This window comes from Rhodococcus sp. NPDC003322 (assembly GCF_053589555.1).
This window is the reverse complement of record NZ_JBSFSC010000001.1, coordinates 594,358-621,119: the sequence shown is the minus strand read 5'-3', so window position 1 is coordinate 621,119 and position 26,762 is coordinate 594,358. Positions and strand designations below refer to the sequence as shown.

The following is a 26,762-nucleotide window of genomic DNA, read 5'->3' as shown; positions in this document are numbered from 1 at the left end:
CCGTGAGTGGCTCCCGGCGGTCGGCGACGAAGGGCAGACCCGCTCGGAGCGGGTCAGCCCTCCCGCACGGTCTTCGTCAGCCAGTCGATCGTCTGCATGCCGAACAGGTCCGTTCCCCAGCCGTACATGTTCTCGGTGAAACGCTCGATGCTGCAGTCGCTGCCCGCGTAGGTGACATCGGTGCCGCCGGCCCGGTACCGGTCGGCGAGATCTCGCGAATCCTGCGCCGGTACCAGCGACATCGGGGAGTCGTCGGCGCGGCACGACGCGATCAGCACCTTCGACCGGGGCGCGTCACCGCGGCCGAGTTCGTTGTCGGCGTAGACGTGCTGGAAGTCCGGGATGTCGGCGGGGGAGGCGCCGCCTGTGAACAGTGCATTCAGCGGTGCGAACGGCAACGTGAAGTAGGCGGGGGTCTGGCACTGCGTGCGGTACCAGTCGGCGACTTCCTTGCCGAGTGGGGTCAGCTTCTCGTCGATACGCATCTCCGGGTAACGGGGTTCGAGGCCGAGCAACGTGGCGAAGGCGAATCCCGCGCCGACCGACCCGTCCGCCATCCGGATGAAGTTCCGCTGTTCGACCACCATCCCCTCGAGTACCGTCGCGCGGATGTCGAGCTCCGGCGCATAGGAGTCGTGGTACTCGGCGGCGAAGGCCGCCCCGACACCGCCACCGGCGACGCCGAACAGTCCGACCGGTGCCTTCGGGTTCAGCCCGGCCGCGTCGAGGGTGAGCGCCGCGCGGATCGCGTCCAGTTGTGCCTTGCCGCCGAACCGGCCCGCGAACACGCCGTGCGGGTTCGGATCCGCGTCGTTGCCGACGTCACTGATCACCACGGCCTGGCCCCGGTTGAACATCTGTGCCAGCGGGCCGAGCGCGGACCACGACGATCCGTCGAGCGGGTTGGCGCCCGTCCACTGCGAGCTCGGATGACACTTCGCGCCGATGCTGTCGTTGGCCTGCTGGTAGGAGATCACCTGACGTTCGGAGTTCGGGGTGCCGTCCACCGGAATCATCACGATGCCGGTGCTGATGGTGGGGCTGCCATCGAGATCCGACGTGACGTACATCAGCTTCCACGCGTCGAGGTTCGCCGGTCGATAAGCGGCGAACTGGACGTCGACCTTCTTCGCCTTGAGTAGGGTGCCGGGACGTTCGGAGCCCGTCAGCGCCGGCTCGGCGTAGAACGGGTCGTCGGCGGCCAGACCCGCGTCGAACTCGGCGCGGGTTGCGAATCGTCCCTGTTCGAGCGCCTCCAGCGAGAAGCCGGTCACGACCTCGCCGATCGCGGGCGTGGACACCGGCGGCGCGGCCGGGTCCGCGGACGCCGGTCCGGCGAAGGCGAGTGCGGCCACCGCCGCCATCGCAGCAGTGGGGACCAGGGGAGCGATCCGCATCAGGACACCTCGACCTTCGTGTTGCGCAGGGCGGAGTCGAAGAACTGCGGCAACGTCAGCAGGGGACGCTTCGACTCGAACTGGGTCTCGTAGGGTACCTGTAGTTGCGCCTCGAGCACCGGCCAGTTGTTCTCCAGCTGGAACTTGTAGCGCGGCAACAACTCCGCGCTGATGTAGTCCCAACGATCCTCGAAGACCGACCAGTTCCACGAGGGCAGCGGTGTCGTCACTGTAGTGGCACGACCGTCGGGCAGCGTGACGCTCACCTGGATCGGGCGGATGGACCGCGGCGGCGTCACTCCCGCGACCGACGGCGAGGCGGCAACGGTCGACAGGTAGGTGATCGCCTCGCCGACATCGCCCTTGTAGCTGCGCACAGCGTCCCACTGATCCTTGATGATGACGCCCTGTTCGCGGCGCAGCAGCGTCCCGTTGCCCCGGGCGACACGCTCGGCATCATTCGACGCGATGTCGTACCAGGCGTCGAGGATGTCGTCGCCGAACAGGCCGGCGCGGTGCATCTCCTCGAGCGCCGGCAGGCCACCGGTCACGTATGCGCGGTGCATCGGCATCAGGTCGGAGAAGATGTTCTTCTGCATCACCAGGATCATGCCCAGGATGTAGCGCAGGTCCTCGGTCGTGATCCTCTCGCCCGCCGAGGCCAGGGCGCGCAGGCCCGCGGGGAGTTGGGCCACGGCCTGCGGGCCCGCGGCATCGACGACGGCGGTGACGACGGCCCGCGACAGCCGGCTCAGCCCGGGCAGGTCGTAGCCGTCGGTGAGGAGGTCGAAGTCGGCGAGACCGCCACCGAAGTCGGCACCGACCTGGCCGCCCATCCCGGCCCACTGCAGCTCGCGGTGGTCGAGTTGCAGGTCCTCGTAGTAGCGGTACGAGCGGATCAGGTTGTCCCGGTTGGCCTTCACGCCGGCCCGCGGATCCCACGACGCGAGGTCGATACCGGCAGTGCGGGTGACGTCGGTGAGCCAGTACTGGTGCAGCAGGGCCGCGTAGCTGGTCGGCGCGACACCCGCGGCGCGGGCCTGGTCGAGGAACCCGCGCAGCACATCGGGGTCATTGGGCAGAGCGGGATTTACGCCGCCCGGTGAGACCGAGGCATCTCGGTTGACCAGCGGCAGGTCGAGGTAGTTGTCGAGGTTGTCGGCCTGCGCGGCAGGTGCGACCGGGGCGACGGTCGTGGTGACCGCCGCGGCGAGCGCGATGGCCGCGATGGCGCGGGCGGCGCGGGTGGCGAGCTTCATTGGTCCCCCCGGACATTGTTCCTACTTTCCAGTAAGTATCCGAGGGGGCAGCTGAAGTGTTACTGCAATGCGATTGGGTGTCTGGGTGGCCGACGCGGACGGCGGTCGCACCTGGTGCGTCGCGTGTTCGATGGGCCGACTGCGCATGTTGGAGATTTCCATGCCGGCGTCAGGGAGATGTCGACGACCCTCACTCCGCCGGAGGAGCGGCACCGGATCCTCACGTACGTCGGTGCGCACGCGGACAAGCAGGTCGCTGCCGCGATCCGGCGTGAGCTGGTGCGCGACGGTCAGGTGTTCTATGTGCACGACCGGGTCAGCTCGATCGACATGGCTGCCAAGCGGATTCGTGACCTGGTTCCGGAGGCTCGGGTGGTGGTCGCGCACGGTCAGATGAACGAGGAGACCCTGGAGAAGACCGTGCAGGGCTTCTGGGAGCGCGAGTTCGACGTGCTGGTGTGCACCACGATTATCGAGACCGGGCCCGACATCTCCAACGCCAACACCCTGATCGTCGAGCGGGCAGATTCGCTCGGTCTATCGCAGCTGCACCAGCTGCGCGGTCGGGTCGGGCGCAGCCGGGAACGCGGGTACGCCTACTCGGGGACAGCCTCGTCGAGGCTGCCGTTGTGATGGACCGGCTGTGATCGTAGCGCGGCTGGGAGGTCACCCAGACCCATGACTCGCTGCGCAGGAAGCAGACGGGCGAGGATCCAAGACGAGCCGGCTTGACGGACTGGCGCGGGTATTGGTCGTCCGACTGCACCGGTCAGCGCGCGCGCCGTGGGGGACAAGTCAGCACCTCGTTCCTGATTTTCTGGCACACCGACGCCCAGTTGTCCTGTTCCCGGTCGGTGCTAGGCGAAGGCTTGTACCGGCCGCTCGCGACAAGGCGGATGCCCTCGGCGATTGCGGCCTCGTCGGTGGGATTCACCAGTAGCGCGTGCGTACCGACCGTTTCCCGGAAAACCGGAATGTCACTTGCCAGCACCTGTGCACCGCAATTGAGGGCCTCGACCGGTGGCAGGCCGAACCCCTCGTCCAGCGCCAGGTACACGAATGCCAGGCACCGCTGATACAGCCACTTCAGTTCCGGATAGGAAACTGCGCCGACCAAGACAACCGTCTGGTCGTTGATCGGGCCACGGAATTCGGAGTTGATCGCGGTGAGTCGACCGGAGGGCTCACCCACGATGACAAGGGGGCAGGACTCGGACACCGCGCCGGACCGCAACGCGGAGCGGATCGTTCGTTCGAGGTTCTTGCGCACGTTCAGTCGTCCGACGCAGAGCAGGTACCGGCCCGGAGTGAGACCCAGGCCCGGATCCCGTGCGGGACCGACAGACAGGGCGGTCGGGGTTGACAGGCCGCAGCCAACGACGCGATGGAGAGCCGGGTTGCAGCGCATGATGCGGCGGCACTCGGATTCAGAGGTCGTTATGACGCAGGTGGCCCTGCGCGCAAGGAGCGGGATCGCCGAAAAATATGCACGCTCACGCGAGGTGAACCACTCGGGGTTGGACTGGAAGAGCACATCGTGGATGAAGACGACTCCGCGTCCGGTGTATGCGGCAAAGTTGAACGCCAGCACTGCGTCGAGCCCCCGCCTCCGCGCGATGGCGGGCAGTTCCAGAATGTTGATGACAGGATGCCGGCGCAGGTGCGTTCGTGTAACCGCAATGCCGGGCGGAATGGGTTCCCCCGGTCGCGAATTTCGTCGCGCAGGTACTGCGAGAAGGAGGTCATCGTCCGGATGGCTTCGCACCCACTCTCGAACGATTTCGTGGAGAACCATTCGATTCGAGTGCGGGCCGTCCTCCCACCAGTACCCGTCGATCAGCAGTTTCATCCGATACCCCCCGGGACAGGGCGTGCCAGACTCCGGGGCGGATCGGACACCGCCTGAGCACCAGGCGGTCGCGTCTCGGGGATTGTTGGCGGATCCGCAAACGCTGCGCCGACGGACAGCGCCCACAGGCTCAGGATGCCCAACCATGAATGAATGGACAGGTAGTAGCCCGCGGCCGTGATCAGTACTGCTGTCAGTGTCCACCAGCGGTCCCATCTCAGCCGCAAGGCGACGACGACGATGGCGACGATCAGCGCCAGGGCGCCCAGGTACCCGAACTCGACCAACAGTTGGACGAACTCGGAATCCAGACTGTCAGATGCGTCGATAAGTCCGAAAGGCGATCGGAAAGTGTAGATGCCCGGAGGCAGCCCCTGAATGCCCCAGCCCCACGGCCGGTCGGACAGGGTTCGACCCGCGATCGAGTACAGCGCGCCGCGGTACTGTTGGCTGGCAGTCGCCGGATCGGAACTCGTGATTCCGGCGAAGCCCGCGTACCGCGTCATCATCATAAATGGCGCCACCGCAGATGCAGTGACAAATATTGCGCGGAATAGCTTTTCGTGTTCGTGGAGGCGCGGGAAGCGTTCCCAGATGACTGCGAGTGCAAGGAACACGAACGTCAAACCCAGGGCGCCTCGGCTGTCGGTCGCCGCCACTCCCGAAACGAGGATGGCGATCGCGATCCACCGAAGGTGTCCACGGAGCATGACGAACGCGATCGCCACGGCGCACAGCAGGAGTATCGCGAGAACGAGTGGTTGCCCCGACAAGAGGCTCGCGCGGTATTGTTCACCGAGATATGTCTCGAAGCGTCCTCGATTCGCGAAGAGCGGCCGATTGATCACGTACTCGACCACCGCGAGGGGTGATGCGACGAGGCCGATCGCCAAGAAGGCCTGGCCGAATTGCCGTGCCCGCCCGCCACGCACGAGGAGGTGGCCGTACGCCGCGGACAGCGGCACGATGGCCACGTATCGGAAGTACGAATCGGCGATCGCCGGGGAGGCGACCTCGAATCCGAGAAACTCGGTCAACACGATCGCCGCAAAGCAAGTGATGACCACGGACGCGAAGGTCTTGGTCGCGATGGAGGCGCCGCCACACATAATGCACCCGACTGATCCGACGGCGAGCAGCACGGCGAGCACGACGCGAGGGGCGAATGCGATCTCGACCGCAAGCGGAAACCAGATGCACAGGACGATCGCGACGGCCAGTATGTTGGCGAACGGTCGGGGTTCCACTGCACAGCACACCGCTCCGACGACGAGCATCGAGAGCAGGCCGATCAGCGCTATGTCGGGTGGCACTGGGTGGGACTCCTCTCGGCTTTCCGTCCCCACGGACACTTGCCGAACGTCCGATCACGTCACGGTCCGAATGACTGCTCGAAGTGGAGCGGCGCGCCACACCGGTCGTGGGTACCGCAGCACCTGCGACTGGATCGATGGCGTCCTGGACCGATCAGACGATGGGTGGTGATTGACCAGGACTTCAAGCCTACGTCGACCGTCGGTCGCTGTGGTGATATTTTGGGCTCGCGTGGAATGACGAATCGGACCGTGAAAACGGCGGTCGAATTCCTTTCCCTTGCTGAGTGTGCCTTGCGGATCTTCATGGCGAAGAGGTGGCGGCTGCTGTCGAACAGGTGTAGGTGACGGCCGGTGTCGGCGGAGTCGTAGGGGCGGTTCGCGGGTCGGTCCACCGTCGCGGTGCATCAGGGAGGTGCCCCCGTGCTCGAACTGCGAGAGTTTCTTCAGATCGCGCGTTTTCGCTGGCGAATCATCGTTGCGACAACCGCGTTGGGCGCTGTCGCACTGGGTCTGGTGGCCTTCCTGACCCCCACTCAGTACACGGCGTCCACCCGTCTGTTCGTGTCGAGCGCGAGCGACATCTCGCGGTATGACGCCCAGCAGGGGGGCATCTACGCCCAGGAGCGAGTGGTCTCCTACCAGAATCTCATCAACAGCAGGGTCCTGGCCCAGCGCACGATAGATGCGCTTGGGTTGGACGTCGATGCCGACTCGCTGGCGGCCGGCGTGACAGCGAGGTCTGCCCCCGACGCCGCGGTGATGGACGTGTCGGCGGTCGGTGACTCGCCTGAACAGGCGCGGGACGTCACCAACACCCTGGCGAGCGAGTTCGTGAGACTTGCCTCCGAACTCGAGACGCCGCAGAACGGCGGGGCGCCAGTCGCGAAGGTAGTGATCATCGACCCTGCCGAGGACGGCGTGCCAGGTGGGCTCCACCTGGGGCCGAGAAGCATTGCGCTCGGTGCGCTGCTCGGGATGCTCGTCGGACTGGTCCTCGCCTTCATCAGGGAACGGCTCGACGACAGAATCCGCAATCGCGATGCAGTGGAACGGGTCACCGGTGCGGCGCCACTTGCCGAATTGCCGTCCGAGGATGAGGCGGACTCGTCACTGCAGGCGGACACCGCGGAGGCTTATCGTCGGCTGAGGGTGAATCTCCCGGCGTCCGGCTCCGACGTGATTCCCGTGGTGATCGCGGTGTCGAGTGTGGGTTGCGGGGCGAGTGGCCCGCGGACGGTCGTACGGATGGCAGAAGGGCTAGCGGTCTCCTGCGCGGAGGAGGGGACGCCGACATTGCTCGTCGTCGCGGACCCGGCGTTCGACGATACCGAGCGTGCATATGTCGCTGGCACCGGTCGCACGAGTGAGATCCCCCAGCACGTCGCGAGTGCGGTCGAGGCGGTGCGCTCGAGCCTGGACATCCCCAGGCCGACCCAGTTCACCGGGGTCTTCGCCATGACCAGACTCCCCGATGCCGCGCCCGGTGCGCTCAGTAACCGCGAGGGTGTCACCGAGCTCTTCGGCGTGTTGCGAACGCACTTCCGCCGGATAGTGGTCGCGATCCCCGAGGCGGCCGGCTCTACCGAGGCTGTGGTGATCGCCTCCGCAGCCGATGGCGTCATTCTCGTGGGTGCCTATCGGAGTACAACAGGGCGTGAGCTGCAGGGCAGCATCGAGTATCTCGGTCGAACCGATGCGACGGTTCTCGGGAGCGTATTCGTCCGACGCCTCGTCAAGCACGTCGGACCGCGACCCCTCCAGTCCGCGCGTGAGTTGAGTTTCCCGCTTCAACCGGAGACCGTTGCGGGTGCCGAATCATGATCGATCGACGAGGCTTTATCAAAGTGTCGGCCGCGGCAGGTGCGGCTTTCGTGCTGGCCCCGATGGTGGCATCGAGTGCTCAAATGTCGAACACCGCCCTTCCTGGGTGTGGCGATGTCCCACCCTGTGAATGGGATCCTGCGACGATGCACGGCCTGGACCTGCACTTCGATGCGACCCAGCTGTGCGTCTTCCCAGTGGACAGCTCCGAATTTGCCGGAACCAGCGCAGGCGACCTGGGGGTGTCCCTCGGCGGCAACGGGTGGTCCCAGACCGGTGACCTGGCCCGGGTTGATGCCGGCGTGGCGATGCTCTCAGGGCATTCCGCGTCGGGCGAATTACCGGCGGCCAAGCCGTCGGATGTCGCTATCGATCTGACGGCGGCTCTCGGGCTCGAGCGTGCCTGCATCTGCGTGGTCCTCGAGGGGCGAGACCACTCGCGGCGCGAGATCGTCCTGGCGAAATCAAGCGACTTCGACGGCGTCACGGTCACGGGCGGCTCGCGGTCCGCCCCGCCCTCGCGCCGGGGATCGGGGCTGAGACTGGGTGAGGCGAACGTGATTCGCGTCGAGGTCGGACGGATGCGATTCGTCGTTATGTCGAACGGGACTCGCGCTGCTGCCGGTAGCCTGCCCGCGGACTGGGAACTACAGCGATACGGCTTCGGTTTTCGCGACGCCGACACCAGCTCCGTGGTCAGCAGTTTCGTGGTGCGCGACCTCGATGCGGTGCATCTGAACGACGGCCAACGTGTCGCGGCGATACCGCAGCTCGCACAGCCGAGTCGATGTGTGGAGGCCACTCAGGACGTCGAGGCATGGAAACCCCGGTTCTCGGCCGGCGGCCGTGGGATTGGGCCGGCGCTCTGTTTTGATGGGAGGGGGATGTCTCTCACATCGAATGCGTTTTGCGGCGCAGGCGCTTTCACGGTCTTCGCGGTTGTATGTTGCGGGCCGGGTGGGGGAGGGACGATCGTTGGATCGAACGAGGCGAATGGTGGCTTCCAGCTCCGCGTCGACGACGACGGTTCGGTGGTGGCGCTCAACTCCGGGAAGCGCGCGATTGCTTGGTCTGCGGCGGGGGCGGTCGGCGATATGCCAGCCATCATTGGATTCAGCCTGGACGCGGGGGGCAATGCCCACATCTATGTGAACGGGCAGCCGGTGGGTTGGGCGGCGGCACCGGATGTCGCACTCCCGCTGGAGGTGACGATGTCGATCGGCGTGACGAATGGCGGCGAGTACTTTTCCGGCCAGGTGTGTGAGATCGTGCGCTGGAATCGACCTCTCACTGGTGAGGAGTTGCGCACCGCTTTCCGGGGCCTTGCCGGCAAGTGGGGGATCGCGGTCGGCCCGGCCATCGCGGATCGAGTTGCCGCTCCGCTACTCGCGGTCGGGATAAAGGGCAGCAATATCATTCCCTCCCGTGTCGATCTCGCGGATGCGGACCCCACCGCGTCCGCATGGTTCAATCTCTGGTCGCGGTGGGACTGGAACTGGATCGATCGATCGGTTCGTCGGGCGGTCGACCAGGGGGCGAACGTGATCCGGCTGATCGGAGATGTCAACGCGGTCTACACCGGCGCCATCACCGAGGCGACCTACCACGACCGGCTCGAGCAGGTGATTAGTCGGTGCGCCGAGTTCGGTCGTGGGTTCTACTACTGTGCAATCGACCTGCGGCACAAGCGCAATGCCGACGCGGACTTCATTGCACGCTTCCTCGGTGGTGTGGGCGGTGTGCTCGCGCGCAACCCGAACGTACTCGCCGTCGACCTGTGCAATGAGGTCGCCAGTGGGTATCCTCTGTTTTCCGAGGCCCAGGTCGTGCGGTGGATCGGTTCCTGGAGCGCGGCAATCCGCAGGGCCGCGCCGCAGATCCCACAGTCCATCAGTGATGTCGCGCCCGGTGGACTGCTGGACAAGGTTTCGGCGGTCCGCTACTACGAGCTGTACGCCGATATGGTGGACTTCTTCGACCTGCACGTCTACGAAGGTGCGGTACTGGGTGAGGATTCTCGGATCCTCACTCCATACGAGCTCTCTGTGAACAGGCCGCTGCTAATCGGGGAATTCGGCGAGAATCGTCACGCGCCCGGCGCGCGCCCGGGTCCGTTCTATGCCCAGGTGAGGCGGCTGCGAGATTCGAGCCCGGTCGTGCGGGGAGCTGTTCAATGGGGTGCCGTAAACGACGACTATGGCCTGTACTCCGAAACCGGCGACATCCTTCAGATGGACATCGCGCCGGAATGGGCGCGGTTCTAGGGCACGACTCGATGGCCAGGGAGTGCGCACTGCCGAGGCGGGGCTGTTCTGGGTACCCCGGTATCCGGGTGATCTGCCTCGATGTGTCCTTGCGGCGGCTCGACGGTGGCGGGCGGCGGGTCCACGCGTTCATTCGGGCGCTCGAACACATGGGTCTGGAGGTGGAAATCACCGGGGTTGGTCCGCCTGGTGCCGGGGGCACCGGACGTGCGGTCACCTCCCGTGTGCACAGGCTCAAGCGCCGCATCCTGCCCATCGCTTTCCGGCGTCCGGTGGATGCGGCGCTCGCGGGCTTGGAAAGCCGATGTTGTCCCACGCTGAGCCTGGTTCCGTCGGCACACCGTTGGAGCCTCGATCACGGCCCTGCCTGGCTGGACTACCCGGACCTTTGGAGTGCGATCGCGCGGACTCAGGCCCGTACCGTCGACCCGGTGTCAGGCACCGTAACTGCTGCTCAGGCACGACTGTGGGAGTGGCGGGAGAGGTCGGAATCCAGGAGAGCCGCAATGGTTTCTGCTGCGTCCTGGTGCGATCGTGACCTTATCGGCGGAGACGCGGTCTGGCTCCCGACCCCGGTCACGGACACTCTCGAACGCGACCGGCGCGTTGGCCCCGTGTCGAACGGCGGTTGCACCTACGGAATGCTCGCGAATTTCGACTATCCACCCAATCGCGATGCATACGTGCGACTCGTGAAGCAGTGGCTCCCGGTGCTGCGCCCACTCGAGCGCAGAGTCGTGGTGGCGGGATTTGGGTCCGAGTCGCTGCCTCGAGTCGATGGCGTCGATGTGTGGGGGCCGGTCGACACAGTGTCGCGGTTCTATGACGCGGTGGACGCGGTGTTCGCGCCCATCGAACTCGGCGGTGGGATGAAGGTCAAGGTGGTCGAGGCGATGATGCACGGGGTGCCAGTCGTGGCGACTGAGCATGCCAGAGGCGGGTTGCCGCCTGCCATCGCGGGTGCATGCATCAGGTGGGGGCGGCGGCCCTTTGTATTGCGTGATCCTCGCTGCGACGAAGCGGTGGTCGACGAGCTCCGCGATTTCACCTTCGAGCGGTTCCAGCGCAGGTTAGGTGCGCTGTGGCGCGATCGGATGGGTGCGGGATGACAGGCTACGAACCGGAAGGCACGCCGATTGACACGGGAGGCGGCGCGGCCGAGCCCACCGTGTCGGTGATCGTCGTGACCTACAACTCTGAGCCAACGATCGCGCGCTGCCTGCGATCGATCCCAGAGGGGTGCGAGGTCGTGGTCGTTGACCAGTCCTCGCATGACGGTAGTGTCCGGGAGGCGGTCCGCGTACGCCCCGACGCGAGGGTGATCCGGGCGGGCGCAAACCGCGGATTCGGGGCGGGCTGCAACCTGGGGGCCGCAAATTCTCACGGCGAGGTGCTTATCTTTCTCAATCCGGACGCGTCGTTCGGCGCTGGCGCCACAGGGATCCTCGCAGGAACGGTGCTGCGCGAGAACGCACTGGTCGGGCCGAGGATCGTCGATGCGTCGGGGGCAGAGCAGACCCGTGCACGGCGCTGGTCTCGAGTGCCGTCGGACCTCGGGGAGGTCTTTATGCCGACCGTTCTCTCACAGCGGATGCTGCCTCGCGACATCCCGCCGGACGTTGCGGTATACCGGACCGGGGGACCGGTGCCTTACGTGCAGGGCGCGTGTATGGCGATTGGCGCCGAGAACTTCTGCAGGTCAGGCGGATTCGACGAACGGTACTTTCTGTACCACGAGGAGGAGGCGATCGCCCGCAAGCTTGCGCGGCTCGGCGTCGGGGTCGTGCTGGAGCCGCGGGCGGTAATCACCCATCTCGGGGGCGCTTCCACTGCGCCGGTCCGGGAATTCGCTGCTGGACAGTACTTCCGCTCCAAGGCGCTTTTCTACCTGGAGTTCTATGCCGCTCCTGTCGCGTTTGGTGCGGCGCTCGCGCTGTGGGGCACGCTACTGGCGATGGCGGCGCTGACCCCGCTACGGCGCATCATCGGCCTGCGGGCGGAGAATGGCTCCTCCTGGTATCGCGCCGCGGCCGCTGGCGTCGTCAGTGGCTGCTGTGGGCGAATGGTATTGCCGCCCTGACGCGGACGTGCCACGGCGGGTGTGGTGTTCGCGTCCGCGCGGGCTGGGTCCGCATTGCTCTGCGCAGCGTGCTTGCATAGCCCGCACAGATAGACTCCCAGGAATAGCAGTCACGTGCCCGCTGCTGTGCCCGTGATCCGAGTGACCGCTGCTGTGAACGGCTGGTCATCACTCCGTCGATTGCGGACTCGATGTCGCGGGGGTTGGGCTCGACAAAGACCGCGCAGCCCTGGAGGACCTCGCGGTTGAACGCGGTATCGAGGGCCACTGTCGGGGCCCCGCATGCCATTGCCTGGACGAGAGCCGGGTTGGTGCCGCCGACGCTGTGTCCGTGAAAGTACGTTCCGGCGTTTTGCCACAGGGAAAACAGCTTGGCATCGTCACATACGTGTCCCATCCAATGCACCCGATCGTTCGCTCGATCGAGCGCCCGCACGCGTTCCTCCAGCTGCCCGCCATAGCCGGACGAACCTACGATGACGATCTCGTGCCGGCTGGAAAGGGCCTCGGCGGCATCGATGAATTCGTTCACGGTATTTTCCGGCACGAAACGGGCGACCAGCAATACGTAACCGTGCCTGTGGAGCCCCGCGACGGGCTCGAGGTCTCGGTTCGGTGAATCGCCCCCGTACGGGAGGAACACGCTCTCACGCCGAAACTGTGCCATCCAATAGTCGGCTATCTCGTGCGAGTCGCAGACGAGGATATCGCCGTAGCGCGCGGTGAGGGCGGCCCCCTGCCGGAACATCGACTTCGCCACGCGGCCCCACTTGGCACGTTCCCACTCGATTCCGTCCACATTCACCACCGACGGGATGTGGCGGGCGCGCAGCACCGGCAGCCAGAAACCGTTGGCGACGTTCAGTATCAGCGCGACATCGGGGCGGACGCGGGCCGCGTCCAGGACCGACGTGGCGCCGTACGACAGCGTGCTTGCCGACCTCGACTCGATTCCCCTGGTGCTCCGCGTTCGCACGGCCGGGTGGCGATCGGCTGACAAGTCTGCGGTCGCGCCGGGGCGACCATAGACCGTAACGTCCCAGCCGTGATCGGCCAGATAGGGCGCGAGCTGGCGGACCAGGGTCTCGAAGCCACCGTAAAAGCTTGGATAGCCTCGCGAGCCGATTATTGCGACGGATCCAACGGTCATTGCGGATGTCCTCTGGGATCGGCGATCGCGGCGCGGCGAGTGACAGAGGCTCGGCCCCTCGTCTACCGACTTCTAGTCTGTTTCTACACTCCTAAACGGGATACCGGTAGGGTATGCTGGTCGAGTCTGTAGAGGTCGGATCGCGGGCTAGTTCTACCTTCGCGTGCAGACGGCGCGGACGTGCTCGCCGAGCTGACGGAATCGATTGGTGCGCTGTCCTTTCGGGAACGATAGTGTGGTTCGGGAGATTCCGAGTACACCGCGGGCCCACAGTGTGAGTGCGCGAAGTCGTACCTTCGCATCGAGGTCGGTGTTGTGCGCGAGACCCGAGAGCAGCCACAGGTGATCAAGCGATCCGGTCCTGGTGGTGTCGTGATGTGCGGTGAACGAGTTGTCGTGGTGCCAGCGCACCGTGAGCTCCTCGTCGACCCACGCGGCATCGGCCCGCGCCAGTATCCGAAGCCACGCGTCGATGTCCTGGAGGGTCGGCAGCTGTGGCCGGAAACCTCCAACCGCGACAAGGAGTTCGCGCCGTACCATCACGGATGTCGGCTCTCCGATCCAGTTGCCTACGGCACCCCCCGCGACGAATCGGCGCACTATCTGCGGTCCGCTGTTGACCGGTTCGAGCGGTTCGAGCGGACGATGCAACTGCGCATACCGCGCGTGCCATTGGGCGTCGGTGCTCTCCACGCGTCGCGGTGCGAAGGCGAGCCCGACATTGCCGGCCGAGAACCTCGGGACGAGCCGACTGAAGCAGTCGGGGAGCAGCCAGTCGTCGCCGTGGACGAACTGGAGCAGTTCGCCGCGGGCGAGGTGCAGGCACTTGTTGTGGTTACCCACCAGCCCGATGTTCGACTCGTTGCGCACCAACCTGAGCCGCTGGTCCACTGTGTAGCGCTCGGCTCGTTCAGCGGTTGTATCGTCGGAGTGGTTGTCGACCACGATGCACTCGAAATCCCGGAACGACTGCGCCAGTATGCTGTCGAGGCTGCGCTCGACGGTGTCCTCACTGTTGTACACAGGTACGCACACGCTGAGTCTGGGCACCGCGATCCCTCTCCGCCGGAGTGCAGGCCTGCGCTCACGCGCGTGGCCACCGCCATCATCGCACTGCGTCGTTGTGAGCCTACGCTTCGCCGGCCGGCGTTGTGCCGCGTTCGAGACAGCTAGCGATTCGAGGGAGAAGGCGATGCCTGCCGTTCTCGGCGTCCACTCACTCAAGCTCGGCGCGACAGCCCAGATGTTGCCGCTGTCTGTCGGCTTCGGCGCCAACCTGCTCGCGACACCGTTCGTGGTGTCCCGGCTCGGCCTGCACGACTACGGTATCTGGTCCATGACCGGCGCGATGGCTCAGTACGCGGCGCTGCTCGACCTGGGGGTTTCGCGGGCCGCCAATCGATTTGTCGCGCTTGACCATGCGCGCGGTGACAACGAGCACGAACGTGCGGTGGTTGGTGTGTGCGTCAGCGTCCTCGTCATGCTCGGTGCCGTCCTGTTGGCGATTCCACTGCTCGTCCCCGACCGGTTGGAGAGTGTGCTGCGTACAGGCGACGTGAGCGTGACCAGGACACTGTTCGTCTGTGCGGCAACGGTGCTGGCGACTGGCATGCTGGCTCGTGCGTTGGCAGCCGCCTCGTTCGGGCGGGGCCGGATGGTGGCTGCGAGCTTGGGGCTTTCGGTGCTGGGAGGCGCTCAGGTCATGGGCGGTGTCGTCGGGTTGCTACTTTCGCCCACGCTGAGCGCGTTCGCCCTCGGGACCGCGGTGGGTGCGGGTGTAGGACTATGTGCAGTTGTCGTCTCGATCCTGCTCGACGAGCGGCGCATCGTGATTGGAAGGCCACGGCTGGCGATCGCGCGGGAGATCGTCGTATTCGGCGTGAAGGGCCAGGCGCTGGGGGTCGCCGACATTGTGATTTTCCAGTCCGGCAAGCTGATTGCGGGTTTCGTGGTCGGGCCGGCTGCCGCTGGCGCTTACGAACTGGGAAGCCGGCTGGCGTTGGGAGCACAGGCATTCGGTTCGGCCGCTTCAGTGGCGCTGACCACCCATCTCACACGGGCGTTTGCGGCTGGTGGACTCGCGGGGATCCTGCGGGACTATGCGCGGTTGACCCAGCGGAACGCCGCGGTCGGGATGTTCCTGCCGCTGATACTCGCAACGACGGCGACGAGCGCCGTCCCGCTGTGGTTGGGGGCGAGCGATCCGCGAATCGTGGCGGTGGTAACGGCGCTGTGTATCGCGGTGGCTGTGAACGTCTCGACCGGTGTGTGCTCGGCGACCCTCTTCGCGATTGGGCGGGCCGGCTTGATTGCGATGACGGCGCTCGCTGATGCCGCGCTCTGCGTCGTGGTCGTTGTTCCGCTTGCTCTGGCGTTCGGATTTCCCGGGATCTTGGCCGGGTCGGCCGGATGGATCGTGGTTGCGAACGTGCTCGGAGTGGGGTTCCTGCACTGGCGTGTTGGCATCGGACAGGAACTCTATCTGCGATCGGTCGCGGGGCCGTGCGCGGCCGGAATGCTCGCGACGGCGGTCGCGCTTCCGATAAGCGCGACTGCTGCGCCAGGAGATCGCGCGTCCGCGGTGGTGCCGGGTACGGTCGCTGCCCTGACGTTCGCAATCGTATACATCGGGATCGGCCGCTGGCGGGGCTATCTCCCGCGGCTCGCCCCAGGAACGGTCGGCGACGAGCGAGGTCGTACCGAACCGCCACCTGGGAGTTCCCCTGGGCATGGGAGTTCCCCTGGGCATGAGGTGGATGGAAGTCCCATGTCGGCGAACTCCGTGGTTCGGAGATCTCCGTAGTCGGGCCCCGGAAATGGTCGGACGAAAGGACGGACCGATGGCATTCGTGATATCAACACCGACGGACGCATTCGTGACATCAACACCGACGGACGACAGTCCAAATAATCATCTGCTGATCGGCGGAATCCCCACGGGCAGTCGTGCCTGGTCGGCCAGCAACTCGTCGACAAGCCTTCCCTCGGGAAGTTGGACGTCGTCGTAGGTGAGCGTTGCGTCCTTCGGAATGTCTCGAATCACCGTGCAGTCTTGGGCCGCACCGATCGGGAGCAGTTGCTCCGACCTTGTAATGTGCGCCTTCTCGGCCTCGCCGTAGTAGTCGTACCCTCCGAGTCGATCGAGCACCGTGCCGGCCTTCAGATCATGCTTGGCAGTGGTGACCGCTTCGACGTGACGTGTGGGGAGCCCCCGCACGGTCGCGTCGCCGAGCAGAGCCGCACGCGCGATGGATTGCGGAACTTCGAAGTGGCACAGATGGTATGGAGTGTAGAAGCTGTAGAGGGGGCCCTTCCCGAGTTTGTACAACTCCAGGTAGTGCCTCTGCTTCGGGTCATCCTGAGCCGCCAGAACGTAGATCCCCGGATTCGGCTTGGCATATACGACATAGTCGACAGCCCCGCCGAGTGCGCGTAACTCGTCGAGGTCGTACATCTCCGTCAACTCGTCGACGTGGCCTTCATGATCGCGGCCCAGCATCCCGCGCCGGTGTACCGACATTCCGGTCGCATTGGCAACGATCGACTGCTCGACACTCATTTTGGTGCCATCGGCGAAGCTGGTCACCATCCACGGATCTTGACCCCATCTCTCGGCGAACCCTTGCTGGGTGGTCGGGTTTCGGTACGGGTCCTGGAGCCCCTTGATGTTTCCGCACACCAGCGGTGTCATTCCGATGCTGCGTACAAAGCGGTAAAGGTTCATCTCCACGCCGGGCTGATCGCCGTCGCATCCGGTGAAGACCACGCCTGCGGAATCGGCCCTGCGTCCCAGCTCCGCTCCGACGGTGGCGTCGACCTCGGCGTTCATCAGTACCAGGTGCTTGCCGTTCTGGAAGCAATCGAGGGCAAGGTGGCATCCGAACTCGACGGCACCCGTGACGTCGACGACCACATCGATTGCATCGGCCTGGGTGATCGCCTGGAAGTCTTGGGTCACCGCGGGTGTTCCGCGGTCGATTGCGCGGTTGAGGTCGGCGAGGCTGGTCACTTCGACTGATTCGACCACCCCGGCATCGTTGAGTGCGCGCAATGCCTGCTCGGGTCTGCGCACGGCGATTGCGGAAACAACCATTCCCGCAATGCTGTTGACGATCTGATTGACGAGACCCCGCCCCATGAAGCCGCATCCGGCGATCGCCACCCGAATCGGCTTGTCGGCAAGATGGCGCTCTTGCAGGAGAGTATCGATGTAGATCATTGTCGTGGCCTCTCGATGTCTGCAACCAACGGCCAGCTGGCGTCCTTGTCCGAGATGACGGTCACCGGGAGTGGCCACGCGATGCCGAACTCGGAGTCGTCGTAACGGAATCCCTCTTCGCCTTCCGGTTCGTACGGGCCGCTGACCTGGTAGATCACCTCGGTGTTGTCGGCCAGCGTCAGGAATCCGTGCGCAACGTATGGCGGCAGGAAGAGTGCGCGATGGTTGTCGGAGGTGAGTTGCACCATGACGTGTTTGCCGTACGTTGCCGAGTCTTCGCGCACATCAACAGCGACATCGACGATCGCGCCCCGCGTGCATCGCACAAGCTTCGCCTCGCTGTACGGCGGGCGCTGACGATGGAGGCCACGTAGCGTTCCGGTCACGTGATTGAAGGAGATGTTGGTTTGGATCACGGCGGACGCGAGATCGTGTGACTCGAACTCGTGGGTGTCGAAGGAGCGGGAGAAGAACCCACGGGAGTCCAGATGCGGTTCGATGTCGACGATCGTCACGCCGTCCACGTCGGTACGGCTGTATTCCATTGCCGGTCCTTCCAGAAGAGCTCCTCGTCGACCTGTCCGGTCTTCATCAGGTATTCGATCTGCTTCAGTCGCGTGTGACCCCGACCCCGGAATGTCGGTGCATCCAAGTCGATTCTGGCGAAGACGCGGTGCAGCTGCGCGGCGCCCGCCGCAAGGTCCCATTCGGTCCGAAATTCGGGAAAGTGGCGGTGAATCTTGGCGAACGACACGCGATAGCTGCGGTTGTCGGGGTTCGGTGCTCCGAAACTCACCGAACATCCAGGGAATTCACGACCGACTGCTTCGGCGATCGAGCGCACGGTGTAATTATTCTCGTCGGAACCAACATTGACAATCAGTGAATTCACCTCTGACTTGTCCGCTCGGAGTGCGCACCGGATTGCACCGGCTATGTCGAGAGCGTGCACCAAGGGGCGCCACGGGGTGCCGTCACTGGTCATGGCGATCTCGTGTTCGGTCCACGCGAGACCGGCGAGGTTGTTCAGCACGATGTCGAATCGCATCCGAGGCGAGGCGCCGAAGGCGGTCGCGTTGCGGAGGATGGTCGGGGAGAAAGTGTTGTCGGCCAACCCTGCGAGATCGCGCTCTACCAGTGCCTTGCATTTTGCATACGCGGTGAGCGGATTGATCGGACTCGTCTCGTCGACGGTGCCCTCGGCGACGCCGTAAACGCTGCAGGAGGACATGTATACGAAGCGGCTGACGCCGGCCTCTTTGGCCCGCCTTGCCAGGTGCATCGAGCCCCGATGGTTTATGTCGAAGGTGACGTCGCCGATCAGGTCGCCGATCGGGTCGTTGCTGAGCTCGGCCATGTGAACAATCGCGTCGTAACCCAGTAGATCGTGGGCGGTGACGTCACGGATGTCCTTGACCAGCGTGTGCGGTATCCGCGCCACGCCGTCGTAGAGCCATCCCGCTTTGTAGTAGCCGGTGTCCAGTCCGTCTACCTCGTGCCCGTCGTAGATCAGCGTTGGCGCGACCAGGCAGCCCAGATAGCCTTCGGTTCCCGTGACGAGTACGCGCATGGTCAGCTCCCTGCGAATCGGATGGTCGCCTTCTCCACCACGAACGCCTCCGCGTGCGGCTGGTGGCACTGCACTCCCCGCAGCCGCGACAGCCCGAGGAAGGCGCGTTCGTCGAACCAGTCATGGTCGGTCTGGGACGGGTAGTGCTTGAGGAGGATTCGGGCCTTCTCCTCGGCGATTTTCGCGGCGAGTGGATGGAACACCGTAGGCGTCGGCGCATCCGTCTCCCACTTGAGGATCTCGTAGCCGAGCACAAGATGATCACGGAATACCGTCGGAACCAGCTCGGCGAGTAGCCGGTGGTCCTGGTGTGCGTCGCTGCGATGCGGTGCGAACACCACGTCAGGTTCGACAGTGCACCTGAATGCCTCAAGGGCGTTCTTTATCGGCTCCCAGTATCCGGGTGCTCGTCCGTCTGGTACGTCGAGCACCGTCACTTCGAGGTCTGCGTCGGGGCATAGGGCGGCGAGTGCGTGCCGCTCCTCAATCTCTCGACCGGTATCGGTCCCGGACAGCGTCAGGGCCCGCACCCGCAGTCCGGGATGTGAGGTGGTGAGTGTGAGGAGTGTTCCGCCCGCACCGATGGCAATGTCGTCGCAGTGCGCGCCGAGGACGGCCACTTCGACGAGGTCGGTCGCGCGGAGACTGATCATGAGCTCGGAACGCCTGCTGAGTCGGCCCAGACCATCCACGGATGCTCGCCTCGGGCGTATCCCGCGTCCAGCTCAGCCCGTTCCTTGAAAGTGTCCGCAGGCTTCCAGAAGCCCTCGTGCCGGTAGCCGTACAGCCGGCCCTGACCGGCGAGGGTTCCACAAACGTCTGCGACGAGGTCGCCGCCGGGGGGAAGCAGCTCGAAGATCTCCTGGGTGAGCACGAAGTACCCGCCATTCTCCCAGATCGGGAACTGGCCGATCGGCGTCAGTTGTTTGATCTCACCGTTCTCGGCTACGTCCACGCAGTGGAAGGACGACTGCGGCGGAACCACGAGCAATGAGGCGACAGCACCCGACTCGTGAAATCTTTCGATCACCTTGTCGAGCGGCGCGTCGGTGAGTACGTCCGCGTAGTTGGCGAGGAAGCACGTGTCGCCGTTCAGGTGCTGTCGGACTCGACGTAGCCTTTCGCCGATCGGGGATTCGAGGCCGGTATCGACGAAGGTGATCGACCAGTCGCTGATATCGGTATGCAGCAGTTCGACACGGTTGCCGTGGAGCACGAAGTCATTGGACTGCTCCTCGTGATAGTCGAGGAAGTAGTCCTTGATCTTGGCGGCCCCGTACCCCAGGCAGAGGATGAACTCGGTGTGTCCGAAGTGCGCGTAGTACCGCATGATGTGCCATAGCAACGGCCGGGGGCCGACCATCTGCATTGGTTTGGGGATCTCGTCGTTGCGAGAATTTCTCATGCGCATTCCGTAACCCCCACAGAACAGCACGACCTTCATGGCGTTCGCCTTCCTCTGCGCTCTGTGTGGCCGGCCAACGGGCTGGAGGGTGGCCGCGTGGAGACCGGGCGGGGAACACGTGTTTCTCGCGCTGCTGCGCTACGTGCCGGCCTTGCTGGCGAGTCGATGGACGTGCCGCGTTGGCGACGGCGGCGGCGATGAGCCGAGTCGCACAGTCTGCACCGCATTGGTCTGTCTTCCCCTCGTTCGGACCCTCGAGTGGTGGACTCCGTCCAACTAACCACACTCTTCACCCGCTTTCAAGGGCAATAAAGTACTTGAAGTTTGTTTACATCCGACTTTTGAATCGTCGAGTTTGGTGCTCGAATGGTCTGGCGGGAATAGGCATTTCGTCATCCGGTCATGTCTCCCCAACGCCACGAATTCGCGGTTATGGTGGATCTGCTGTGACCGGACCGGGTGTCGACGCGAGCAAAGGGAAACCCGTTCCGGGGAGGGAGCGTGGTGGAATTGCGGTCCGGGGAGATTGAAGTCGTCGAACTCGGCCAGACGTTCGTGGGGGGACTGCCGGTGCGAAGTCCCAAGCGTCCGTTGGGGATGCTGCGGGATCCGAATCTCGAGCGAGCCTGGTCCTCGGTGCTCAAGCAGAATCCCCCAGGGCCGCTCGCGTCGATCTACACGGATCATTCAGCCGAGGCCGGATCCTTCTACACCCAGGTCGTGGGTTACCGGTGCGAGTCGATCGAGGACGTGATGCGCGGTCATGTCATGGCCAGGATTCCGGGCGGACGGTATGCGCGGTTCGTGTCGACCGGCGAATTTCCCGACGTAGTGAGCAACCTGTGGCAGCAGGTGCGGGAGGCGGAGGATGCGGGGCGGATCGGCAGGGTCGCCGCTGGCGCTTACGAGTGCTACCCGCACGCGTACCGAATCGACCTCTACATCGCGGTCGACGCCCCGTCCCGGAGATCTGGTCATGAGCTTTGAGATCGTCAAGTGCGGCGTCGTCGACATCGGAGGACTGGTCCTGCCGAATGTGGATCCAGCGTCGGGGGAACGGTCGGGCGGGCTGATGGAGTTCACCCGCGAACGCATGCGTGAACGCGGCGTCGCCGAGATCGTGACGGTGTACGCGCCGAACAAGGAGGGCGATTCGATCGCGGTCGTCGGGTACCGGTGCGACGGTGCGGAGCACCTTGCTGAAGGTGACGTGATGGTGCGGGTTCCGGCCGGCTACTTCGCGCGATTCGTCCCGGACGGACCTGTCGACGATCCGGCGGCCGATGTGTGGAACCAGGTGGAGGTCGCGGCAAAGGAAGGGATGATCGACCGTGCCTTCGCCGAGGAAATCGAGATCACCCGCGCGCCGAACGGGTTCGAACTCTTCATCTCGCTGACCTAGGCGCACGCTCCGCGGATGGTCGGGTTTCCGGTACGAATCCGAACTCGAACAGTCCGAAACTGGAGGCAGTGATGGCCCGTGCACTCTCCTGTGCAATTCGGGGGGCCGAGAAGAAATTCGAAGAGACCAGTGTGTGGGATCCGAGGTCGGAATGTCGATTCGTTGCAGCGCGACCGGACGAGGAACCCGAATTGTGGTCGGCATATCTCGCCGGTGCGTTCGAGAGTTACTCGAAGCACGGTGTGGTCGAGGCACTCGAGTACGACCGGATCCGCGACGGCAGGACGACCACGCTGTTCTTCGTCGCAGTCGCGGCGGACGGCACCGTGAACGGCGGCCTGCGGGCGCAGGGGCCGTACGACGTTCCGGAACAGTCCCACGTGATGGAGGAATGGTCGAACCAGGTCGGTGAGGGTGCCGCGCGCGAGATGATCGCGGACCGCATTCCATTCGGCGTGGTGGAGATGAAGGCGGCCTGGGTTCGCGACGGGGCACCGAATCGGCGGGCCCTCACCCAGTCGTTGGCCTCCGTCGGGGTGTGCGCGCTCGAGTTGCTCGACGTCCAGTTCCTGATGGCATCGGCCGCCGATCACGTGCTGGACCTGTGGGCGTCGTCGGGGGGAGTGGTGGCCACCCGGATTCCTCCGGCGGCCTACCCGGACGACCGCTACCGCACGCAAATGATGTGGTGGGACCGTGACAGCCGCCGTATCCGAGCGGTGGCGCAGCAGTTCGCCCGCCTGTGGGCGGTGCACGAACCGGGCCGGTCCGGGCCGGTCCGGCAGACCGACGAGGATTGCGATGCCAGTGCATGAGCATGAGGATGACTACACGGCAACGCTTCTCGACGAGGGGTCGCCTGCCGACACTCCGTGCATCGCGGAGCTGTGTCAGGGCGACGGGGTGCGATGTCACGACGAGCTCGAGGCCCAGCGTGCAGCGCTGCGCGCACTCGTCCCGGAGCCGCACCCGTCGGTTCTCGACGAGTCGGCCCGGTGGGCCTACTACCCATGGCGGCGGGCGGCGGTACGGATCCTCGGCCCGACCGGCTACCGGCTGCTACGGCTCGACCGGAACCGGAACAAGATCACCGACGACGAGCAGTTGCGCCTGGCCGAGCTGCACGTCGGCATAGTCGGGCTCAGCGTCGGACACGCCGTCGCCCTCGCCCTCGCCCTGGAGTCCTCGGTCGGCGCGATTCGGCTCGCGGACTTCGACACCCTCGAGCTGTCCAACCTGAACCGAGTGCCCGCCACGGTGTTCGACCTCGGCGTGAACAAGGCGATCGCAGCCGCACGCCGGATTGCGGAGATCGACCCGTACCTGCAGGTGTCCGTCTGGCCGGACGGGGTCACCGCGGACACGGTCGGTGCCTTCTTCGACGGCCTCGACCTCGTGGTCGAGGAATGCGATTCGCTCGACGTGAAGGTCGCGGTGCGGGAGGAGGCCCGTCGTCGTCGCCTGCCGGTTCTGATGGAGACCAGCGACCGGGGCCTGATCGATGTCGAGCGATACGACCTGGAGCCTGGCCGCGCACTGTTCCACGGTCTGCTCGGTGAACGCGACAGCGCGGAGCTGTCCGGGCTGTCGGCACGGGACAAGATCCCGCACATCCTGCGAATCCTCGGCGCGGCGGACCTGTCGACCAGGATGGTTGCCTCCCTCATCGAGGTCGGCAGCACGATCTCCACCTGGCCACAGCTCGGCGGCGACGTCCTCCTCGGCGGCGCCAGCGTGGCTGCGGCCGTCCGTCGGATCGGTCTGGGGCGTCCCCTGTCGTCAGGGAGGGTTCGGGTCGACCTCGACGAGCGACTCGACGACGTGCGCGCCCCGATCGTCGAGGCCGGCGGCGACGCAGTCCCGGACCAGGCTGTCGAGGTCCTGCCGACGGACGGTCCGACCGCGGTTGCGCGGGCCGCCTGCCTTGCTCCGTCGGGAGGCAATGCCCAGCCGTGGCGGGTCGTGGTGACGCGGGACGAGTTGCGGCTGTACCTCGACCCCAGCCGGTCGACGGCGATGGATGTGCAGTACCGCGGGAGCCACGTGGCGATCGGCGCGGCGCTCTTCAACGCGCGAGTCGCCGCCGCCACCCAGGGACTGCTCGGGCCGGTCGAACTGTTCGGCGACGTCACCACGCCCACCCTGGTAGCGACGATGACCTTCGGCTCCGGCACGGACCCGGAGCTGGCCCGCCGTTTCGACGGCGTGGTTCGGCGAGGGACCAACCGGCGGGCAGGCTCACGCCGACCGTTACCAGGTGAGGTACGTGAGGCGCTGGCCGGATCCGCGAGGACCGAAGGAGTGCGGCTGGCCATCGTCACCGAGCGGTCTGCCATCGACACGGCGGCGACGGTGTTCGCCGCCGCCGAGCGGATCCGGTTTCTCGATCCGCGCCTGCACGCCGAGATGATCGGTGAATTGCGTTGGCCCGGTGTGGATCGCATGGCCACCGGCATCGACGTGCGATCGCTCGAACTCGATGACGCGGATCTCTCGGCGCTGCGGGTGCTGTGCCGAGCCGACGCGATGGAGACTCTGGCCGACTGGGGACTGGGGCACTCGCTGGGCGCGGCCAGCCGCGATCGGATCATGTCCAGCACCGCACTGGCGGCCATCGTGGTGAGCGGGACGGATCCGGCGGATTTCGTCCGCGGCGGGTGCGCGGTGGAGTCCGTGTGGATCACGGCCGAGGACCATGGCCTGGCCGTGCAGCCGATCTCGCCGGTGTTCCTCTACGGACTGGAGGAGGATGAGTTGGCGGGGTTGGCTCCCGCGTACGCGGAGGAACTGGCTGTGGGTAGCGCAGCATGGCATGAGTTGTTCGAGGTCGGTCCGGGCGAGGCTGTCGCATTGGTGCTTCGAGTCAGCCACTCTGCTGCCGCATCGGTCCGGAGCCGGCGGCGCCCTGCGGATCCTGCGACGCCCTGAGGAGCCCGCCATGTCAGCGCACACACTCGAGGAACTCGTCACCGTCGTCGCCTCCCGCCTGACCGCGACCACCGCCCGCACCTGGGTGAACAGTGCCGAGGAGGTTCTGCACGACCTGGTCGACTACTTCGAACTGGACGCGTGTTTCCTACGACGCAACGACCATGACATCCGTGCGACGATCCTCGTCGCGGAATGGCCGCACCGAACGAACGTACCGGACCCGGATCCCCTCGCGGTCGTCTACTTCGAGGATGCCGACCCGGAATTCGCCAGGGCCGAACACCTCAAGGAGATCGGCTTCGTCCGGCCGGGAGGGGAGGACACCGGCTATCAGGATCGGGTGACCGCTGGATCCGGCGTACCGCGGGTGACACTGGCGGCGATACCGCTGCTGTCCGGCGACGTGACGACCGGGACACTCGGATTCGTTCGATTCGGTGACCGGGACTGGAGTCCCGCGGAGGTCAACGTGCTCAAGGCCATCGCCGCCCTCCTCACCCAGGTGCAGGAACGAGTCCGTGCCGAGGGTCTGCTTCTCTACTGGGCGCACAACGACGCGCTGACCGGGCTGGCCAACCGGCGGTCACTGCTCGAACAGCTCGATCGCCGAATGATGCCCGGGCAAAGGGGCCCGGTGGCGATGATGTTCCTCGACCTGGATCGGCTCAAGACCCTCAACGACTTCCTGGGGCACACCGCGGGTGACAGGTTCATCGTCGAGATCGGTGCCCGGTTGTCGGGCCGTTGCTCGTCGCAGGACCTGGTGGCGCGGCTCGGGGGGGACGAGTTCGTGGTCGTCCTCGGTGGGGAGGTCGACGTGGACGGGGCGTGCCGCGAAGCGGAACGGATCAGCGAGCTCGTCAACGAGCGGGTGACGCTCGGCACCGTGTCCTTCGGTCGCAGCGTGAGTATCGGCATCGCGGTTGGGGTGCCCGGTGAGTGCACGGCAGTCGATCTGCTGTGGCAGGCCGATCAGGCCGTCATCGCGGCGAAAGCGCGGGGTGGCAACGCGATCGCTGCGTTCACCGAGGACATGCGCGCGGAGATCGAGGCCCGGAGCATAATCGAACTGAGCCTCAGGTCGTCGATCGACGAAGATCGGCTTCACCTCGTGTACCAGCCGGAGGTCGACCTGCGGACCGGTGAGATCCTTGCCGTCGAAGCGCTGGCGCGGTGGGACCACCCGGCGCTGGGCCTGCTGTTGCCGCAGTCGTTCATCTCGGTTGCCGAGTCGACCAATCTCGCTGGCGAACTCGGGGCGTGGGTGTTGCGTCGGGCGTGCAGTGATTACGCGAGGTGGTGCGCGGACATTCCCGGGCTCGACGTCACGCTTCGGGTGAACGTGTCACCGGCGCAACTGGTGGGGCTCGAGTTCCTCGACGTCGTCTCGCGGATCCTCGACGAGTACGGTGTGACCGGGGATCGGATGTGCCTCGAGATCACCGAGAATGCGGTCGTCGGCGATCTCGATCGCACCCGGGTCGCGCTCCAGGGGCTGGCCGACCTCGGGGTGCGGGTGGCGATCGACGACTTCGGGACCGGGTACAGCTCCCTGGCCCAACTCAAACAGCTACGGTTCAACGTTCTCAAGATCGATCGCGAGTTCGTGCGCGACCTCGGCCATTCCTCGGGTGATCTTGCGATTGTCAAATCCATTGTGGGACTGGCCAAGTCGTTCGATCTTGATCTGGTTGCCGAGGGTGTGGAGACCGATCTGGCTGCGGGAGTGCTGCTCGGGTTGGGTTGCAACCGCGCTCAGGGTTACCTGCTCAGTCCTCCCGTTGCGGCGGAGCGCTGCGCCGACCTGCTCCGGGCCGGGTGGATTCCGGTGGCCGCGTCTCGATCCGCAGGTCCCAGTCTCAACGTCTAGTTAACCTCCTATAAGCGGGGTATGAACGTCCCTTGAGCGCTATAACCAACTTGAGGTATGTTTTAGCCCACGTTTGTTGGGGTGGATTATGAGCAACGGGTTGGGCATTCCAGATGTGTGAATGCGATGCAGTGGCCGATACGGGGAACAAGGCGGTCCGGGGCGGGCCGAGGCTCGTGTGCCCGATGTGTGGACGACTGCTCGCGGACGCGGTTCGCCCCTCTGGCGC

The 26,762-nt window shown here is 65.4% G+C and carries 21 protein-coding genes and 1 pseudogene; 11 read left to right on the top strand and 11 right to left on the bottom strand.

Translation table 11 applies throughout. The features are described 5' to 3' along the window. Window positions 1–53: 53 nt before the first annotated feature. Entirely contained in the window at window positions 54–1,397 is a 1,344-nt protein-coding gene (locus ACWDUM_RS02860; protein WP_450132813.1) for a lipase family protein, read from the bottom strand. Next, on the bottom strand, window positions 1,397–2,656 hold the full coding sequence (locus tag ACWDUM_RS02855) for a hypothetical protein (protein ID WP_450132812.1): 1,260 nt from the start codon (window positions 2,654–2,656) through the stop codon (window positions 1,397–1,399). Before ACWDUM_RS02855 ends, ACWDUM_RS02860 begins: the two co-directional genes overlap by 1 nt. Window positions 2,657–2,818: 162 nt before the next feature. On the opposite strand from ACWDUM_RS02855, the pseudogene ACWDUM_RS02850 reads away from it, so the two are divergent. Further along, window positions 2,819–3,256 (top strand): annotated as a pseudogene (locus ACWDUM_RS02850) (helicase-related protein); the annotation flags it as partial. Window positions 3,257–3,425: 169 nt separating this feature from the next. Here the strand turns inward: ACWDUM_RS02850 and ACWDUM_RS02845 are convergent. Then, window positions 3,426–4,505, bottom strand: a complete 1,080-nt coding sequence (locus ACWDUM_RS02845; RefSeq protein WP_450132811.1) for a glycosyltransferase family 4 protein — start codon at window positions 4,503–4,505, stop codon at window positions 3,426–3,428. After that, window positions 4,502–5,818 carry an O-antigen ligase family protein gene (locus tag ACWDUM_RS02840; RefSeq protein ID WP_450132810.1) on the bottom strand — a complete coding sequence of 439 codons (1,317 nt, stop codon included), beginning with the start codon at window positions 5,816–5,818 and terminating at the stop codon, window positions 4,502–4,504. Before ACWDUM_RS02840 ends, ACWDUM_RS02845 begins: the two co-directional genes overlap by 4 nt. 423 nt (window positions 5,819–6,241) lie before the next feature. Here ACWDUM_RS02840 and ACWDUM_RS02835 point away from each other — a divergent pair, with 423 nt between their 5' ends. From ACWDUM_RS02835 to ACWDUM_RS02820, 4 genes are all read left to right on the top strand, one after another. Next, complete coding sequence (locus tag ACWDUM_RS02835; RefSeq protein ID WP_450132809.1) at window positions 6,242–7,642, top strand: Wzz/FepE/Etk N-terminal domain-containing protein; 1,401 nt, start codon at window positions 6,242–6,244, stop codon at window positions 7,640–7,642. Beyond that, a complete protein-coding gene (locus ACWDUM_RS02830) occupies window positions 7,639–9,906 on the top strand; it encodes a LamG-like jellyroll fold domain-containing protein (protein WP_450132808.1) in 2,268 nt (755 codons plus the stop codon). Before ACWDUM_RS02835 ends, ACWDUM_RS02830 begins: the two co-directional genes overlap by 4 nt. A gap of 506 nt (window positions 9,907–10,412) precedes the next feature. After that, on the top strand, window positions 10,413–11,015 hold the full coding sequence (locus ACWDUM_RS02825; protein WP_450132807.1) for a glycosyltransferase family 4 protein: 603 nt from the start codon (window positions 10,413–10,415) through the stop codon (window positions 11,013–11,015). Beyond that, a complete protein-coding gene (locus ACWDUM_RS02820) occupies window positions 11,012–11,986 on the top strand; it encodes a glycosyltransferase family 2 protein (RefSeq protein WP_450132806.1) in 975 nt (324 codons plus the stop codon). The genes ACWDUM_RS02825 and ACWDUM_RS02820 overlap by 4 nt, the downstream gene beginning before the upstream one ends. Here the strand turns inward: ACWDUM_RS02820 and ACWDUM_RS02815 are convergent. Continuing rightward, the gene (locus ACWDUM_RS02815; RefSeq protein ID WP_450132805.1) at window positions 11,949–13,136 is read right to left on the bottom strand and encodes a DUF1972 domain-containing protein; all 1,188 of its coding nucleotides are present in this window, start codon (window positions 13,134–13,136) and stop codon (window positions 11,949–11,951) included. The genes ACWDUM_RS02820 and ACWDUM_RS02815 overlap by 38 nt on opposite strands. Window positions 13,137–13,289: 153 nt before the next feature. Further along, window positions 13,290–14,186, bottom strand: a complete 897-nt coding sequence (locus ACWDUM_RS02810; protein WP_450132804.1) for a glycosyltransferase family 2 protein — start codon at window positions 14,184–14,186, stop codon at window positions 13,290–13,292. 142 nt (window positions 14,187–14,328) lie between these two features. Here ACWDUM_RS02810 and ACWDUM_RS02805 point away from each other — a divergent pair, with 142 nt between their 5' ends. Beyond that, window positions 14,329–15,939, top strand: a complete 1,611-nt coding sequence (locus tag ACWDUM_RS02805; protein WP_450132803.1) for a lipopolysaccharide biosynthesis protein — start codon at window positions 14,329–14,331, stop codon at window positions 15,937–15,939. Window positions 15,940–16,047: 108 nt separating this feature from the next. On the opposite strand, the gene ACWDUM_RS02800 is transcribed toward ACWDUM_RS02805, so the two are convergent. The 5 genes from ACWDUM_RS02800 to ACWDUM_RS02780 are packed head-to-tail and all read right to left on the bottom strand — an operon-like array spanning window position 16,048 to window position 20,369. Beyond that, window positions 16,048–17,355, bottom strand: coding sequence for an NAD(P)H-dependent oxidoreductase (locus ACWDUM_RS02800; protein ID WP_450132802.1), 1,308 nt, complete (start codon window positions 17,353–17,355; stop codon window positions 16,048–16,050). Further along, window positions 17,352–17,900 carry a dTDP-4-dehydrorhamnose 3,5-epimerase gene (gene rfbC, locus ACWDUM_RS02795; protein WP_450132801.1) on the bottom strand — a complete coding sequence of 183 codons (549 nt, stop codon included), beginning with the start codon at window positions 17,898–17,900 and terminating at the stop codon, window positions 17,352–17,354. Before rfbC ends, ACWDUM_RS02800 begins: the two co-directional genes overlap by 4 nt. Beyond that, window positions 17,867–18,925 (bottom strand): NAD-dependent epimerase/dehydratase family protein, encoded by a 1,059-nt coding sequence (locus ACWDUM_RS02790; protein WP_450132800.1) that lies wholly within the window; start codon window positions 18,923–18,925, stop codon window positions 17,867–17,869. The genes rfbC and ACWDUM_RS02790 overlap by 34 nt, the downstream gene beginning before the upstream one ends. A 2-nt stretch (window positions 18,926–18,927) precedes the next feature. Further along, window positions 18,928–19,578, bottom strand: a complete 651-nt coding sequence (locus ACWDUM_RS02785; protein WP_450132799.1) for a PIG-L deacetylase family protein — start codon at window positions 19,576–19,578, stop codon at window positions 18,928–18,930. Then, a complete protein-coding gene (locus ACWDUM_RS02780) occupies window positions 19,575–20,369 on the bottom strand; it encodes a glucose-1-phosphate cytidylyltransferase (protein ID WP_450132798.1) in 795 nt (264 codons plus the stop codon). The genes ACWDUM_RS02785 and ACWDUM_RS02780 overlap by 4 nt, the downstream gene beginning before the upstream one ends. Before the next feature lie 462 nt (window positions 20,370–20,831). Here ACWDUM_RS02780 and ACWDUM_RS02775 point away from each other — a divergent pair, with 462 nt between their 5' ends. The 5 genes from ACWDUM_RS02775 (at window position 20,832) to ACWDUM_RS02755 (ending at window position 26,533) form a co-directional block, all read left to right on the top strand. After that, window positions 20,832–21,317, top strand: coding sequence for a GyrI-like domain-containing protein (locus tag ACWDUM_RS02775; RefSeq protein WP_450114125.1), 486 nt, complete (start codon window positions 20,832–20,834; stop codon window positions 21,315–21,317). Beyond that, a complete protein-coding gene (locus tag ACWDUM_RS02770; RefSeq protein ID WP_450132797.1) occupies window positions 21,307–21,732 on the top strand; it encodes a hypothetical protein in 426 nt (141 codons plus the stop codon). The genes ACWDUM_RS02775 and ACWDUM_RS02770 overlap by 11 nt, the downstream gene beginning before the upstream one ends. Window positions 21,733–21,923: 191 nt before the next feature. Continuing rightward, window positions 21,924–22,547, top strand: coding sequence for a hypothetical protein (locus ACWDUM_RS02765; protein ID WP_450132796.1), 624 nt, complete (start codon window positions 21,924–21,926; stop codon window positions 22,545–22,547). After that, complete coding sequence (locus ACWDUM_RS02760) at window positions 22,540–24,660, top strand: Rv1355c family protein (RefSeq protein WP_450132795.1); 2,121 nt, start codon at window positions 22,540–22,542, stop codon at window positions 24,658–24,660. Before ACWDUM_RS02765 ends, ACWDUM_RS02760 begins: the two co-directional genes overlap by 8 nt. A 10-nt stretch (window positions 24,661–24,670) precedes the next feature. Beyond that, the gene (locus ACWDUM_RS02755; RefSeq protein ID WP_450132794.1) at window positions 24,671–26,533 is read left to right on the top strand and encodes a putative bifunctional diguanylate cyclase/phosphodiesterase; all 1,863 of its coding nucleotides are present in this window, start codon (window positions 24,671–24,673) and stop codon (window positions 26,531–26,533) included. The last annotated feature ends 229 nt before the right edge of the window (window positions 26,534–26,762 follow it).